The sequence below is a fragment of the Xenorhabdus innexi genome, assembly GCF_002632485.1.
Classification (GTDB): Bacteria; Pseudomonadota; Gammaproteobacteria; order Enterobacterales; family Enterobacteriaceae; genus Xenorhabdus; species Xenorhabdus innexi.
Map to the genome: position 1 here is coordinate 61,180 of NZ_NIBU01000018.1, position 16,444 is coordinate 77,623.

At 43.4% G+C, this 16,444-nt stretch carries 13 protein-coding genes and 1 pseudogene; 9 read left to right on the forward strand and 5 right to left on the reverse strand.

What is annotated here, in order from left to right; translation table 11 throughout:
• The first annotated feature begins 140 nt into the window (after window positions 1-140).
• Window positions 141-1,145: pseudogene (locus Xinn_RS09610) on the forward strand (S66 family peptidase).
• A 40-nt stretch (window positions 1,146-1,185) separates the two neighbouring features.
• Here Xinn_RS09610 and Xinn_RS09615 read toward each other — a convergent pair.
• A complete protein-coding gene (locus Xinn_RS09615; RefSeq protein WP_086953767.1) occupies window positions 1,186-1,965 on the reverse strand; it encodes an AraC family transcriptional regulator in 780 nt (259 codons plus the stop codon).
• 121 nt (window positions 1,966-2,086) lie between these two features.
• Between Xinn_RS09615 and Xinn_RS09620 the strand changes: the two genes are divergently transcribed.
• Complete coding sequence (locus Xinn_RS09620) at window positions 2,087-3,205, forward strand: multidrug effflux MFS transporter (RefSeq protein ID WP_086953768.1); 1,119 nt, start codon at window positions 2,087-2,089, stop codon at window positions 3,203-3,205.
• 46 nt (window positions 3,206-3,251) lie between these two features.
• On the opposite strand, the gene Xinn_RS09625 is transcribed toward Xinn_RS09620, so the two are convergent.
• Window positions 3,252-3,995, reverse strand: a complete 744-nt coding sequence (locus Xinn_RS09625) for a type 2 GTP cyclohydrolase I (protein WP_086953769.1) — start codon at window positions 3,993-3,995, stop codon at window positions 3,252-3,254.
• A 217-nt stretch (window positions 3,996-4,212) separates the two neighbouring features.
• A complete protein-coding gene (locus Xinn_RS09630) occupies window positions 4,213-4,416 on the reverse strand; it encodes a YbfA family protein (RefSeq protein ID WP_086953770.1) in 204 nt (67 codons plus the stop codon).
• Between the two features lie 352 nt (window positions 4,417-4,768).
• Between Xinn_RS09630 and kdpF the strand changes: the two genes are divergently transcribed.
• From kdpF to kdpD, 5 genes are all read left to right on the forward strand, one after another.
• On the forward strand, window positions 4,769-4,858 hold the full coding sequence (gene kdpF, locus Xinn_RS09635; protein ID WP_086953771.1) for a K(+)-transporting ATPase subunit F: 90 nt from the start codon (window positions 4,769-4,771) through the stop codon (window positions 4,856-4,858).
• On the forward strand, window positions 4,859-6,565 hold the full coding sequence (gene kdpA, locus Xinn_RS09640; protein WP_086953772.1) for a potassium-transporting ATPase subunit KdpA: 1,707 nt from the start codon (window positions 4,859-4,861) through the stop codon (window positions 6,563-6,565).
• A gap of 32 nt (window positions 6,566-6,597) precedes the next feature.
• Window positions 6,598-8,664: a potassium-transporting ATPase subunit KdpB gene (kdpB, locus tag Xinn_RS09645; protein WP_086953773.1), complete on the forward strand. Its 2,067-nt coding sequence runs from the start codon at window positions 6,598-6,600 to the stop codon at window positions 8,662-8,664.
• Between the two features lie 72 nt (window positions 8,665-8,736).
• Window positions 8,737-9,327: a potassium-transporting ATPase subunit KdpC gene (gene kdpC, locus Xinn_RS09650; RefSeq protein WP_099137643.1), complete on the forward strand. Its 591-nt coding sequence runs from the start codon at window positions 8,737-8,739 to the stop codon at window positions 9,325-9,327.
• Window positions 9,320-12,004: a two-component system sensor histidine kinase KdpD gene (gene kdpD / locus Xinn_RS09655; RefSeq protein WP_086953775.1), complete on the forward strand. Its 2,685-nt coding sequence runs from the start codon at window positions 9,320-9,322 to the stop codon at window positions 12,002-12,004. Before kdpC ends, kdpD begins: the two co-directional genes overlap by 8 nt.
• Window positions 12,005-12,327: 323 nt before the next feature.
• Here the strand turns inward: kdpD and pgm are convergent, their stop codons facing one another.
• Together pgm and seqA are read right to left on the reverse strand one after the other, a co-directional pair.
• Window positions 12,328-13,968 carry a phosphoglucomutase (alpha-D-glucose-1,6-bisphosphate-dependent) gene (pgm, locus tag Xinn_RS09660; protein WP_086953776.1) on the reverse strand — a complete coding sequence of 547 codons (1,641 nt, stop codon included), beginning with the start codon at window positions 13,966-13,968 and terminating at the stop codon, window positions 12,328-12,330.
• A gap of 128 nt (window positions 13,969-14,096) precedes the next feature.
• Entirely contained in the window at window positions 14,097-14,630 is a 534-nt protein-coding gene (gene seqA, locus Xinn_RS09665) for a replication initiation negative regulator SeqA (protein ID WP_099137644.1), read from the reverse strand.
• 261 nt (window positions 14,631-14,891) lie between these two features.
• On the opposite strand from seqA, the gene ybfF reads away from it, so the two are divergent.
• Complete coding sequence (gene ybfF / locus Xinn_RS09670) at window positions 14,892-15,671, forward strand: esterase (protein WP_086953778.1); 780 nt, start codon at window positions 14,892-14,894, stop codon at window positions 15,669-15,671.
• Window positions 15,672-15,910: 239 nt separating this feature from the next.
• Window positions 15,911-16,354, forward strand: a complete 444-nt coding sequence (locus Xinn_RS09675; RefSeq protein ID WP_099137645.1) for a class I SAM-dependent DNA methyltransferase — start codon at window positions 15,911-15,913, stop codon at window positions 16,352-16,354.
• Window positions 16,355-16,444: the final 90 nt, after the last annotated feature.

Consider the following 16,444-nt stretch of genomic DNA (forward strand, 5'->3'; position numbering starts at 1 on the left):
GCTGATACACTTCACACGCTGAAGCGTTGTTCTACTGCATCTTACCTGTCGGCCCAGCCACTATTATTGGCTTTCTGGCTGGCAGTGAGGTGCAGTATTTGGCATGTGGTACCCATTATTTTTTAAATAAAAGGTAAACCATGATCCTACCTAAAAAACTATCTGTTGGTGACACTATCGGCTTTTTTTCATCCTCAGCGCCTGCTACTGCTTTTGCTCCGACTCGTTTTGCCAGAAGTGTAAGTTATTTAGAAAATAAAGGTTATAAAGTAAAGGCCGGAATACTCACCGGTAAGAGCGATTTTTACCGTTCAGGAACCATTATGCAGTGAGTGGAAGAGTTTAATACCCTGCTCCGTGATCCGGAAATAAGGTGTGTTATATCTACCATAGGTGGTGATAATTCAAACTCAATACTGCCTTACATTGATTATGATGCTATCAGGCAAGATCCTAAAATTATTATTGGTTATTCTGACATTACAGCCCTTTTACTTGGAATATATCAAAAAACCAATGTAGTAACTTTTTATGGCCCGGCATTAGTTGCTTCATTTGGTGAATTTTCACCTTTAGTTGATGAGACATTCAATCACTTTTCTAAAATAGTAAATAATAATCATTCTCTTCCTTTTATATATGAGCCTCCTGAACATTGGACTGATGAATATATCGAGTGGGAAACTCAAACAGGCCCTAAAAATACATTTCCTAATAAATGGTTTTTTGATGGAAAAGGAAAATTTCGGGGAAGATTAATTGGAGGTAACTTAAATACACTTTGCGGGATTTGGGGAAGTGAATATATGCCCGAAATTAAAGCAGGTGATATTTTACTGATTGAAGATTGTTTTCATGGAATAGAGACAGTTGAGCGCGCATTTTCTCATCTTCTGTTATGCGGGGTCTTTGATAAAGTTTCGGCAATTATTCTTGGAAAACACGAACAATTTAATGACAAAGGAACAGGAAGAAATTCACTCGATGTGCTGAAAGAAGTCCTGAATGGCAAAGAAGTTCCTGTTCTGGCTGATTTCGATTGTTGCCATACACACCCAATGCTTACTATGCCTCTTGGCGTTGACATTGTTGTCGATTTTGACTCAGAGTCCGTTTATCTGCCTGAAGCATGTTGTTTAAATTAACTATTCTCAAATGATTCAGAATACAAATTTATTGCTTATTTCAATATATTTTCCTTTCTGAACCCGCCATATATTCCCGTGGCGGTTTTCCCATAATTTTACGGAAAAAAGTCACAAAAGCGCTGTCACTGGCAAATCCCAGCTCCTGAGCCACATAAGATAATGTTTTGCCTTGTGCCAATAATTCTATTGCCTTAACCAACCGCCATTGCTGACGCCATTGTTGATAATTCATCCCCGTTTCACGCTGAAATATACGGGTAATGGTTTTTTCACTGGCTCCGATATAAGTCGCAATCGTTTGTAATGAAGGCGGCAACAGCTCAAACGATAAACCAGTAAAACGGCGATCCGAAGGTAATGGTAATAAGGTGGGTTCACGCCGTGCTTCGCAAATTTCATCAAGAAATACTGCCAGCAAATGGGAGTGTTTTCCCTGCTTCCAGTCAGTATCAAACGGCGATACCGCAATGCGTTCCAAAACAGCCTGTAGCAACGGAGTTGCTTCCAGTATTTCACTTTGCTCCGGCAGATATTGTGTTTCAGAAATATCCAGATAAATTGATCGATACCCGACAGAACCACGCATTTCTGCCCGATGTAATGTCTTTGGTGGTATCCATGCCACTCTGGTTGGCGGCAGAATAGATATCTGGCTGGCCAGCGTGATTTTGATACAGCCACGCTGAGTAAACAACAGTTGCCCCATTTTATGTTGATGAAAACCGGAATCATGCTGCCCCATCTCTGCCGCAATCCCCGCCACAGGTACATTCAGATTATCTGGATCAAAGTGATCGCTCTGCTTCAGCCATGCCATATCCAACTCTCGTAGGTAAATGTCCGATTATATAAATATATTGTCTTTATTATCATAAATGGACATCTTCTGAAATGTTAGCCTTCTGCCCACAAATCATTCGCTGTCAGAAGAAAAAACTATGCAAATCAAGCCACCACTTTGGTTAGCCATTACCTTGATGATGTTTCCTCAAATTGTAGAAACCATCTATAGCCCGGCATTAGCCAATATCTCCCGTGGATTTTCCGTCAGTGTAGAGCAGGCTTCTCAAACACTGTCACTCTACTTTTTTGCCTTTGCCATTGGCGTAGTGGTATGGGGTCGCCTGTGTGATGTCATTGGCAGACGCCCTACCATTATTACCGGATTATTACTTTATGGTTGTGCCTGTTTGCTGGCGCTATTAACCAGCCATTTCTGGCTGTTACTCCTTGCCAGAATGTTATCTGCTTTTGGCGCGGCTGTGGGATCAATCGGGACACAAACTATTATGCGCGATAGCTATCGTGGTGAAGAATTGGCACGGATTTTTTCTATTATGGGCATCGCTCTGGCTGCCAGCCCTGCCATCGGTATGATCAGCGGTTCCACATTGAACTATTTTGGTAGTTATCAGGCGGTATTTGCAGGTCTGGCGGTTTTAGCCGTTATCCTTACTGTATGGTCTATCGCGCGTTTACCAGAAACACGTCCAGTCATTGTCAGCAAAATCGCGTTATCAGAAACAGCCTGCATGATGCTGAAAGATCGCTCAATCTGGCGAAATGCTTTTCTTATCGCTTTATTCAATATTTGCTTATTCAGCTACTATCAACTGGCACCTTTCCGCTTTGAACAGCTTGAAATATCACCAACGCTTTTCGGTTACACTGGTCTGCTTCTTGCATTTGGTGTCATGTCAGGCTCTGTCTTGAATAAACTGTTATTGAAAAAGAAATGGAGAACTGAAAAGCTCATTTCCCTTGCAGCATGTCTTACACTATTCAGTGGAATTTGTGTTTATCTACTCGAAAATAGTTGGTTGTTTATTTTTCCCATGCTGGGAATCGTTATCGCATACGGCATTGCCATCCCGAATATTCTGGCATCTGCATTAAATCACTATACAGACAGACTGGGCACGGCTGGCGCTTTATTGGGGTTATTTTACTACATGCTGTTGGCGATCGGCTTGGCAGTTGCAGGCTGGTGTCAGGCGTTGGGTAGTACTCTTATTTGTAGTGGATTGACGATTGTATTTTTATCACGCTGTAAATAAACAAACCGAGGCTATCGATTAAATAGCCTCTTTAATTAAACATAACTCACGCCGGATTAGGTATATCAATGAAAGTGACATCCAGCCCGTGATGATTAGCCAACCATTCACCGAGCGTTTTGATGCCATAACGCTCAGTCGCATGGTGCCCTGCGGAGTAAAAATGTATACCCATTTCACGAGCCACATGGATAGTCTTTTCTGATACTTCTCCGGTCACAAAAGCATCAACTCCAAATTCAGCAGCCTGCTCAATAAAACTTTGGCCTCCTCCGGTACACCATGCAATAGTCCGGATCTCTTCCCGTGCATTATCACCGCAATGCAGAACCTTACGCTCCAGCCTTTTCTCAAGACGTTCAGTTAATTCTGCCGGAGTAATCGGTTGATCAAAGGCGCCATGAGGTAATAAAGGGTCGATGTTTCCTATGATTTTCACACCCATCTGACGGGCTAGCTGAACATTATTGCCCAGAGTGGGATGCGCATCCAGCGGGAGATGATAACCATACAAGTTAATATCATTACAGAGTAACGTCTGTAAACGGCGGCGTTTCATGCCGCGGATGACCGGTGATTCATTTTTCCAGAAGTATCCATGATGTACGATGATGGCATCCGCTTCCAGACGAACAGCTTCATCCAGCAAAGCCTGACAAGCAGTCACTCCCGTTATAATACGCTGAATATGGGGACGTCCTTCTACCTGTAACCCATTAGGGGCATAATCCTGAAACTCCCGAACATTCAATTCCGTATTAATTACATGTTCTAATTCAACATTATTCATTACATACCCCCAATTATTTAGCATTTTCACAATATAACTCGCACCAATTCGCTTGCATATAGTGATATTGTCTGTTAGTAGTAATGACATATCAGCAGCAATAAGCGATAAAGTAAAACACCCTGCCAGCTTAAGCGGGCAGGGTGAAAGAATACTATATTCGGAAAACTATATCAGGCAGAAAAATGAAAAGCCGGGCACTGCCAAATAGGCGAATTTAGGGATTTAGCGTATCTGAAGCAACTTCTGTACGTTCCAGCCATACAGGCTTGTCACTGGTTTTTGCCCATACTTTATGTAAATAGCTGTAAAAACGGGCACGATCCCGCCTAAATAACATGAAAGGAAGTGCAACAACGCCTAATGCGACGGCACCAATACGCCGCAAGAGAACCTGATGCCGGGAATATTCACGATACATAGAGACCCTCCTCAAATGGGCAATAGCTCAATAACTGTAAGACTTGATAAATTTTACTCGATAAAATGAAAATTTACTACTGATCAGACCACTTTTTTAGCGCTCAGAATCACTGTTTTTTTATGAGAGCGTAATTTTATTACAAACAACCGACCTAAACAGAAACAAAACCAACATTTTAAAAACATAAAATTAACCTGTCAGGTTTTGCTAAACTTACTCTTCACAAAGTCCAATTAATTAGTATTAATTATATTTACTTTGTGTTTTCAGGTTCTCTTTTTATCACTTCTTGATTGGTCATTTTTATTCTAAACCGATGTGTTATTAAGAAGTAACGAGGAGCTAAACAGTGAATAACTTACTTATTATTGGCGCTATTCTGGTAGTGTTATTACTTTTCTATCTGATTTATGCATTATTGAATGCGGAGGATTTCTAGATGGAAACCTCAGCTTTTCTACTTGTTGCTACTTTCTTATTATTACTATTTATATTAAGTAAACCTCTTGGAAATTTAATCGCAAATCTCATCGAGGGCAAATTACCTCACCGGGTCACAAAGACAGAAATGATTTTATGGCGTTGCTGTGGCTTAAAAAAGCCGGGTAACAACCTTAAAGAAATGAACTGGTGGCAATATTCATTTGCAATTATTGCCTTTAACATTACAGGATTATTATTGTTATTTATCCTGCTGATAAGCCAAAAACATCTGCCTCTTAACCCCCAGCATTTTGCTGGCATGAAATGGGATTTAGCTCTCAATACCGCAATCAGCTTTGTTACCAACACTAACTGGCAGGCTTACAGTGGCGAAAATACCCTTAGTTACCTGAGCCAGATGGCTGGGTTATCCGTACAAAATTTCCTGTCTGCCGCAACCGGCATTGCCATCGCTTTTGCATTAATACGGGCATTTTCCCGACAAGGTATAAAAACACTGGGAAATGCATGGGTTGATATCACCCGTATTACGCTCTATCTGCTACTTCCTCTGGCGATCATTATCGCGTTGATCTTTGCCAGTCAGGGCGTTATCCAGAATTTCTCCCCGTATATTTCTGTTCACACCCTTGAAGGGCATCAACAATTACTTCCGATGGGGCCTGTTGCTTCTCAGGAGGCCATCAAAGTATTAGGAACAAATGGCGGAGGTGTATTTGGAGCAAATTCGGCCCATCCTTTTGAAAATCCAAATACTATTAGTAATTTTGTACAGATGATTACAATTTTTCTGATCCCCAGTGCACTGTGTTTCGCTTTTGGGCTGGCTGTCGGAGACAAGCGGCAAGGGTACTCCCTATTGTGGGCTATGGGGATTATCTTTGTGATTTCTGCTGCCATCGTGATGTATGCTGAAGCTATGGGTAATCCCCATTTCATACAAGCAGGCATTAACAGCAATATCAATATGGAAGGAAAGGAGTCCCGCTTTGGTGTTCTGGCCTCTTCTCTTTATGGTGTGGTCACAACCTCAGCCTCCTGTGGCGCGGTCAACTCCATGCATGACTCCTTTACAGCATTGGGCGGCATGATTCCTCTCTGGCTAATGCAAATCGGCGAAGTGGTATTTGGCGGTGTGGGTGCAGGGCTTTATGGCATATTGTTATTTGTCCTTCTGGCAGTCTTTATTGCAGGTCTGATGATTGGCCGAGCTCCCGAGTATCTGGGTAAAAAAATCGATGTTCATGAGATGAAAATGGTTGCAGTGGCGATTCTGGTTACTCCTTCACTTATTCTACTGGGAACCGCTCTCTCAGTTTCATTTGAAGCAGGACGAGCAGCCGTGACAAACCCAGGGGCACATGGTTTCACAGAAATACTCTATGCGGTTACATCTGCCGCTAATAATAATGGCAGCGCTTTTGCTGGTTTGTCAGCCAACAATGTCTTTTACAATCTGCTGTTAGGCATCGTGATGTTGCTCGGTCGATTCGGTGTCATTCTGCCCGTACTGTCTATCGCCGGATCGATGAGTAGCAAAAAACGGCAGCCTATCAGCAACGGCACACTACCCACTCACACAACACTATTCATTGGCTTACTGATTTTAGTCATTTTATTGATTGGAGCACTCACTTTCATCCCAGCACTGGCTCTTGGCCCTATTGCTGAGCATTTACAACTTTGGCAACTATCACGATAAGTGAGGTTGTGAAATAAATTGTGAGATAAGTGATGAGAAATAAAAAACAGGCATTATTTGAATCCGGCCTAATTCGGCAGGCAATTATCGATTCAGTAAAAAAATGTCACCCTGCCGTCCAATGGCATAATCCGGTTATGTTTGTTGTTTACCTCGGTAGCTGTCTGACCACGTTATTATGGCTCACTATACTGATTGGCCAAACAACGGGTGATGCCCTCTTTACCGGCTCCATTGCTTTATGGTTATGGTTCACTGTACTGTTTGCCAATTTTGCAGAAGCGCTGGCAGAAGGACGGAGTCAGGCTCAGGCATCCAGCCTGAAAGGTGTCAAAAAAGCCACATGGGCGACCAAACTTTCATCACCCTGCCGGGATGCCACAAAAGAAAAAGTCACTTCCGATTGTTTACGCAAAGGCGATATTGTACTGATAGAAGCCGGTGAAATTATCCCCTGCGATGGCGAAGTTGTTGAAGGTGGGGCTTCTGTTAACGAAAGTGCCATTACCGGGGAATCAGCACCGGTAATACGGGAAGCCGGTGGTGATTTTTCTTCCGTGACAGGAGGCACGCAAGTGCTGTCAGACTGGTTAATCGTAGAATGTTCCGTTAATCCGGGAGAAACTTTTCTCGACAGGATGATCTCAATGGTCGAAGGAGCCAAACGACGGAAAACACCGAATGAAATTGCTCTGACGATTTTACTTACGGCGCTCACCATCATTTTCCTGCTGACCTGTGCCAGTTTACTCCCCTTTTCCCTATTCAGCGTGGAAGTCAATCACTCCGGCACACCTATCACAGTGACTGTTCTGATTGCGCTTCTGGTTTGTTTAATTCCCACCACTATCGGAGGGCTGCTTTCTGCTATTGGTGTTGCAGGGATGAGCCGTATGCTGGAAGCCAATGTCATCGCCACCAGCGGACGTGCCATTGAAGCCGCTGGTGATGTCGATGTGCTGTTACTGGATAAAACCGGAACAATAACTTTAGGTAATCGTCAGGCATCTCAGTTTCTGCCCGCTCCCGGCGTTACAGAACGGCAACTGGCTGATGCAGCACAACTTTCTTCTCTGGCAGATGAAACACCGGAAGGACGTAGTATCGTCATTCTGGCAAAACAGCGTTTTAATATGCGTGAGCGTGATCTACGCGCGCTAAATGCTACATTTGTTCCTTTTTCTGCCATGACCCGCATGAGCGGCATCAATATCAACGAGCGGATGATCCGTAAAGGTGCTGTTGATGCCATCCGGCGTCACATTGAAGCCAATCGCAGCCAATTCCCGGAAGCCATTAATCTGCTGGTACAACAGGTTGCGAATAAGGGGGGTACACCGCTGGTTGTGGCTGAAAATCAGCGGGTTTTGGGTGTCGTTGCTCTGAAAGACATTATTAAAGGCGGTATTAAAGAGCGTTTCAGTGAAATGCGCAGAATGGGGATAAAAACGGTCATGATCACCGGTGATAATCACCTGACTGCTGCTGCCATTGCTGCTGAAGCAGGTGTCGATGATTTTCTGGCAGAAGCTACGCCCGAAGCAAAACTGACGCTGATTCGCCAGTATCAGTCTGAAGGGCGTCTGGTTGCAATGACCGGCGATGGGACAAACGATGCTCCCGCACTGGCTCAGGCTGATGTGGCCGTTGCTATGAACTCAGGAACTCAGGCAGCAAAAGAGGCCGGAAATATGGTGGATCTGGATTCAAACCCCACTAAATTAATTGAAGTGGTACGTATTGGTAAGCAGATGCTGATGACCAGAGGTTCTTTGACCACATTCAGCATTGCCAATGACATTGCCAAGTATTTTGCCATTATCCCTGCTGCATTTGCTGTCACTTATCCGCAGCTTAATGCCCTGAATATCATGCATCTCCACTCGCCAAAATCCGCCGTGCTGTCAGCCGTTATTTTCAATGCCATTATCATTATTTTTTTACTGCCGCTCGCTCTGAAAGGTATTAGCTATCGTCCTATGAATGCTCTGTCGCTTCTGAGACGTAACTTATGGATATATGGTCTGGGTGGTTTGCTGATGCCTTTTGCCGCTATCAAACTGATCGATATGCTACTTACTCTATTAGGCTTTAAATAACCCGGAGTTTGAATAAGACCACTTTCAGACCATCCTGTTCTGAAGATTCAACTATCAGGTAAGGTGACAAAAATGACTTGGTTACGTTCTTCCATCGTTCTGTTGATATTTCTTACCCTGATCACCGGGATCGCATATCCGCTGTTGATCACTGGATTATCCACAACATTATTTCACCGTCAGGCAACAGGTTCTCTCATTGAACAGAATGGTGAATTGATCGGCTCAGAATTAATTGGTCAGGAGTTTGCCAAAGAGAACTATTTTCATGGGCGGCCTTCAATGACTGCGGAACAACCTTATAACGCGTTGTCATCAGGGGGGAGTAATCTTTCGCCAACTAATCCGCTTTTACTCCAGAAAATACAACAACACATTATTACAATACGTTTATTTAACCATCCGCAAAACCTGCCTATTCCTGTCGATTTAGTGACAGCATCCGGCAGTGGTCTTGATCCCCATATTTCACCTGAAGCTGCTGAATTTCAGGCTCAGCGTATTGCCACAGCCCGGCCCCTGCCGATAGAACTCATCAATAAGCTGATTGAGGAAAACACCGAGTTTCCGCCAATAAACTACTTAGGCCAGCCGGTTGTCAACGTATTGAAACTCAATCTGGCACTAGATAATCAGCGAGCACAAGGCGATAGTAATGGATGAAACAGAACCACTGCGTCCCGATCCTGACAATCTGCTAACACTGGCGAATGAGAAACCACGGGGAAAACTGAAAATATTCTTCGGAGCCTGTGCCGGGGTAGGAAAAACCTACGCCATGTTACAGGAAGCTCAACGCTTACTGGCTCAGGGGCTGGATGTCATTATCGGTGTCGTTGAAACTCACGAACGACAGGAAACCGCAGCACTATTAAAGGGACTGCCTCAACTGCCACCAAAGTATATCTACTCAGCTAAACGCAGAGTAGCGGCATTCGATATTGATGCTGCTATCGCCCGTCATCCGGCCATTATTCTGATGGATGAATTAGCCTACAGTAATCCGCAAGGTTGTCGGCATCCTAAACGCTGGCAAGATGTGGAAGAATTGCTGGAAGCTGGTATTGATGTCCTGACTACCATTAACGTACAGCATCTGGAAAGCCTGAATGATGTTGTCGGCGGTATTACCGGTATTCGGGTGAGAGAAACTATTCCTGACCATATATTTGATAATGCTGACGATGTTGTTTTGGTTGATCTCCCCCCCGATGATCTGCGCCAGCGGCTTCACGAAGGAAAGGTTTATATTCCGGCTCAGGCTGAGCGGGCTATTGAACATTTCTTCCGTAAAGGAAACTTAATCGCCCTGCGTGAGCTGGCCTTGCGCCGTACCGCCGATCGTGTAGATGATCAGATGCGTGCTTTCCGCGATACGCGAGGAAAAGATCCTGTCTGGCATACTCGGGATAACCTGCTGTTATGCATCGGGGATAATCATGGTAATGAAAAACTGATCCGCAAAGCGGCTCAACTTGCCGCGAAATTAGACTGTACCTGGCACGCTGTTTATGTTGAAACACCTAAATTACATCGATTGCCGGAAATGAAACGGCGCACTATCTTAAAAGCACTTAGGCTGGCACAAGAACTGGGGGCAGAAACCGCCACCCTCTCTGATCCTCATAAAGAAAAAGCTATCCTCCGCTACGCCAGAGAGCATAACCTCGGAAAAATCATCGTCGGGCGTTACCACAGTTTATATTCGACACTCTTCAGCCATCGTTGGCGTTCTGATTTTGTCGGACGCTTAGGCAAACTTGGCCCCGATCTAGATATCATCATTATTGCCCTTGAAGATAAGAAGCACTGGAACAAAGAACACACGGAACAGCGTTCATTTAATGAAAAATGGGTGAACCCGATTCAGGGTTTCCTGATCTCAATTGTGCTGTGCATCTTTATTACCTTATTTTCCCGCACCCTTTTATTTCCTCTTGATAAAGCCAATCTGATAACCCTTTATCTGCTCGGCGTCGTTGTCATCGCTCTGTTTTACGGGCGCTGGCCTTCAGTCTTTGCCGCTTTTATCAACGTTGCCAGTTTCGATATCTTTTTTGTGAAGCCACACCTGTCACTGGCAGTTAATGATATGCAATATCTGCTGACCTTTACGGTCATGCTGATCGTCGGGGTTGTCGTGGGAAACCTGACAGCCGGTATACGCTATCAGGCCAGAGTTGCCCGCTATCGGGAACAGCGGACACGGCACTTATATGAAATCACCCGTGAACTCGGCCGGGCACTGAATGAAGAAGATGTCGCCCGTATCAGTTACCACTTTTTATCAAATAGTTTTCAGGCAAAAACCGGGTTATTACTGCCGGATGATAATAATCATCTTTATCAGGTGAAATCCTATAATGGCGGACAGATGTTAATTGATGAAGCTATCGCCAAATGGTGTTTTGACAAAAAACAACCCGCAGGAGCAGGAACGGATACTCTGCCGGGCGTACCTTATCAGTTAATTCCTATCGCAACTTCACTGCAAACCTTTGCTGTCCTTGCGATTGAGTCTCCCAACCCCCGTCAGTTACTGGTACCTGAACAACAGCGATTACTGCATATTTTTACCGGAATTATCGCTAACGCGCTGGAACGCTTACATCTGACTCGTGGTGCAGAATCAGCCAAACTGGAAAGTGAATGGGAACAGTTACGCAGCTCATTTATGACTGCTTTGTCGCATGATTTGCTGATGCCACTGACTGGTCTGTCTGAGCAAACAGAAATGCTGAAACAAGATTTATCCATAACAAACTCTCAACATGCCAGCCAGTTTCAGCAAATTCATCAGCAAATCCTTAATATTTCACATCTGGTGAATAACATGCTGGATATCGTGCGTATCCAATCGGGTAGCCTTCAACCCAATTTTGGCTGTTATTTGCTGAAAGAAATCGTCGATAACGCTCTGCGCTCACTAGATTATGCCTTAACTCATTATAAAGTAGATATTTCTCTGCCTTCTGATTTATCGCTACAGTGTGATGCGTCTTTATTAGAGCGGGTTTTTGTCAATTTGCTGGAAAATGCCATGCAACACTCTGATAAAGGCTCAAATATGGGCATCAGGGCAACAATTGTAAAAAAACAGGTCAATATTGAAGTCTGGGATACAGGAGCAGGGCTTCCGACCGAACAGAAAAAATCTCTCTTTGATAAATTCTCGCGTAACCAACGCAAATCCGCTGTTCCTAACGCTGGGTTAGGGCTGACAATCTGTTATAGCATCATTGAAATTCACAAGGGGGGGAAAATATGGGCAGAAAATAATGAGAACGGCGGGGCTAGTTTCTATTTTTCTCTGCCGCTTTGTTCCACTGATAATGAATAAATAGAAATGAGAAATACCCTGAAAATTTATTATCCTTTATAAGGCAATGATAATTATGAAGACACTGTTAATACTATTTCTATGCGTTAACACTTTGCTATTAATATCAGGCAATACATATGCAATACCATCAAGGTCATATAATATGCCTGAACAATGCCATGAACGTGCAAATAACATTTGCAAAAAACATATTAAACACCCTAAAAAATATAAATTTTGTCTTAAAGAGATCTATAACACATGTATACGCCAATAGTATTTTATTCAACAAAAAGCCGCAGCAACCGCTACGGCTTTTCTTCATCAATCTTAAATGTCAGTTAACCCGCAGCAAACACCTGATTGACAATTTCCTGCGCTTCCTGCTCAATTTTTTCACGATGTTCCGCCCCCAGAAAACTCTCGCAATAAATTTTATAAGCTTCTTCCGTGCCGGAAGGACGAGCGGCAAACCAGCCGTTATCACTCATCACCTTTAAACCACCAATAGAAGCACCATTACCGGAAGCAGTCGTCAGACGCGCCGTAATCGGATCACCTGCCAAAGTGTCAGCTTTAACCATCTCCGGTGATAACTTAGACAACTGTGCTTTCTGCTGATGACTTGCCGGAGCCTGAAGGCGGCTATAACTCGGAGTGCCAAAACGGACAGCCAGTTTGTCATAACGTTGTTGTGGATTTTCACCGGTCACTGCCATCATTTCAGCCGCAAGCAGACAAAGAATAATCCCGTCTTTATCCGTTGACCACGGCGTACCATCAAAACGCAGGAAAGATGCACCAGCACTTTCTTCTCCGCCAAAGCCCAGTTCACCTTTATATAACCCGTCAACAAACCATTTAAAACCAACAGGCACTTCTACCAGTTCACGCCCCAGATCAGCCACAACCCGATCAATCATGGCGCTGGAAACCAGAGTCTTACCCACAGCAACGTTCTCAGACCATTGCGGACGATGACGGAACAGATAATCCACCGCTGTCGCCAGATAATGGTTCGGGTTCATCAGGCCTGCCGGAGTAATTATGCCGTGACGGTCATAATCAGGATCATTGGCAAACGCCAAGTCAAATTTATCACGCAGTTCCAGTAATCCGGCCATCGCCCAGCGGGATGAGCAATCCATCCGGATCACACCATCGCGATCCAGTGTCATAAAGCGGAAAGTCTGATCAATGTTATCATTCACCAGCGTCAGATCGAGATTATAGTACTCCCCGATACGCTGCCAGTAAGCAATACCCGCGCCTCCCAATGGATCAATGCCAATTTTCAGACCTGCTTTCTGAATGGCAGCCATATCGACAACTTCGCCCAAAGCGGTGACATAAGGTTCAACCAGATCCTGTGGATGCAGATATTCACTTTTCAATGTCTGTTCGTAAGGCTGACATTTAACCCCTTTCAGATTACCTGCCAATAATTCATTAGCCCGATTTTCAATAACTGAAGTCAGATCAGTATCAGCCGGACCACCATTAGGCGGGTTATATTTGATCCCGCCATCTTCCGGTGGATTATGGGAAGGGGTAATGACAATACCATCCGCCAGATTTTTCCCCTGACGGTTATAAGACAAAATAGCATGAGAAATGGCAGGTGTTGGCGTAAAGCCATTATTCTCCTGCACGATCACATCAACACCATTTGCTGTCAGTACTTCCAGGACGGAAATAAAAGCGGCTTCAGAAAGTGCATGTGTATCTTTACCGACATAACACGGGCCAGTAATACCATGTTGCTTACGGACTTCTGCGATAGCCTGAGAAATAGCCAGAATGTGCGCTTCGTTAAAGCTATTGCGCTCGGCACTGCCACGATGACCGGAAGTTCCAAATTTAACTTTATGTGCCGGATTTTCGGGGTGAGGTTGTAAGGCGTAATATTGTGATGTGAGGAGTGCAACATTGATAAGATCATGCTGCTGGGCCAGTTGCCCTGCCCTAGGATGAATCGCCACTTTATTTCTCCTGAAAAACTGCACCAACAGCCGTTGATGCAGTATAAAACAGATATGCTGAAAGGATTTAGAAAGTTAATTGATTAATAGCAGACTGCCGACTAAACCTAACCACCTAACCTAAATAACTAAATAGTGCCACACACTTTTTCAATCAAATTGGCCGGTAAACTCATATCCTGCATCACCTGTTCAATCATACTGCGTTTACGGTCAGTATTAGTGTTGGTGATCACCCAAAAAGGCGTTCCGGGGATATGGCGGGGGTTGGTCTGTTTGCCGCTGACCAGCAACGTATGTTCATCACCTGCAAAATAAGTACGGGTACGCCCATGCATTGCTTCTGTTGTTCTGGCAAAATTTTCGCTGTCCAGACTATACAACGTCGACAGCACTAACATGAAACGCTCAACGGATTTTTTCTTTTCAGCATATTCATCGGAAAGCAGTAATTCACGTATAACGCGGACAGTATCTCGGGTACGTACAGCTGGTATTTTATTGACGGGTACAGGTTCATTGGCAGGCTGTGTCGTTTGTACTGGCTGCCCGGCGTCCAATTTCAGTATGCGCCGTAAAATATCAGATGCACTTTCACCGATATGCAGGGTTTGGCTTGCAATAAAGCGGTAAAGGTCTTCATCAACTTCTATCGTTTTCATTTCTATCCAGTACTGTTCTTAATGAAAAAATTATCCTCAGATTATAAGATATAATGCAACAAAACAAAACAATTAAACTTTCAATAACTTAAAGTGATTCTTTCTGAAATTGAGAATTGAAAAAAAAGTGGCTTGTCCCCTAAAATAAATCAATTAGTTACAGCCATTATCGCCTCATTTTGTTTGTCTCTGCTAATGTGTCATGATATTAAACTCTACAATATTAAACATTGTATGAACGTCATTAAACTCAGGCAAATTATGAAGTCAAACAATCAATTAAATTATCATTTACACAAACCAGAAAATCCGCTGTCTTCCATTCCCGTTATCCTTATCCATGGGCTTTTTGGTGATTTAAATAACTTAGGGATATTAGGGCGGGATTTACAGCAATATTATCCGGTGATTCAAATTGATGTACGAAATCACGGTATTTCTCCCCGGATGGAAAATATGGACTATCGTGATATGGCACAGGATGTGCTGGCTCTTTTGGATGAACTCGATATCCCCAAAGCCGTCCTTATAGGGCATTCTATGGGGGGAAAAATCGCCATGAGCATGACGGCAATTGCTCCGGAGCGCATTGAAAAAATAGTGGTTATTGATATGGCTCCGGTTGCTTATCAGGCAAGGCGTCATGACAGTATTTTTGCAGCGCTGCATAACGTGACTGAAGCCGGTGTACAGACACGGCAAGCCGCTACAAGCATCATGCTTGAAGAGATTAAGGAAGAGGGAGTGATCCAGTTTCTACTGAAATCATTCCGCCAGGGGGAATGGAAATTCAACCTGCCAGTACTGAAAAAAGAATATGAAAAAATCATTGGCTGGGAAACTATTCCTGCATGGCATAAACCAGCCCTGTTTATTCGTGGTGGGAATTCCGATTACATTACGGAAGAATACCGTCAGAATATTATTAGCCAATTTCCGCAAGCCACCGCTTGGGTTGTTGCCGGAGCCGGGCATTGGGTTCATGCAGAAAAACCGGAAGCCGTACTCCGGGCAATTCATCGATTTTTAGGTACTGAATAAAAAATAAGATATATATCAACCTGCTTTAATAATATGTGGGTTGATATTTCCTGTTAAAACATTCAATGTTATTATCAAAAATAACTCACTTAAAATAACCTCAAATTCATTCTTATATTCATTAAAGTAACACGCCTAATATAAAAGTAATTATATCAAACGCAATGTTTATATATTAATGTAAATAAAATAAAAAATAATTTAACCCTACTTTTAACGGTAATGAAGGACAGAAAGTAATGAATGATAAAAAGTTATATGACCCTATCGCTGATGCTTACGGGCTTTTTTCAGATACAGCACCTCAGATTAAGGTAGGAATCAGAACAGTCTTTGCTCTGGCAGGTGATATACAGGGAAAATCCGTATTAGATTTAGCCTGTGGTCAAGGTCTTTTTAGTCGGCTTTACAAAAAGCATGGCGCATCAAAGGTTATAGGCGTTGATATATCAGTTAATATGCTTGAAATTGCCAAAAGCAAATCTCAACAATATGGTGATGATATCGAATATCATGTCAGAGATGTCTGCAAGATGGAATCATTTGGTAAATTTGACATCATTAATGCATCCTGGCTCTTTTGCCATGCTGTTTCACTTGAAGAGCTTGAAGCAATGTTCCGTGTAATTGCTGATAATCTAGTGGTACATTCTGCATTTGATAACCTCATCAAACGAGCTTGAAAACCATTAAGTTTTATGGTTAATTAGCACACCGTTTCAATGACCATCAGATACCCCTAATTTTTTATGTGGAAAGCGCCAGCAGTCAAT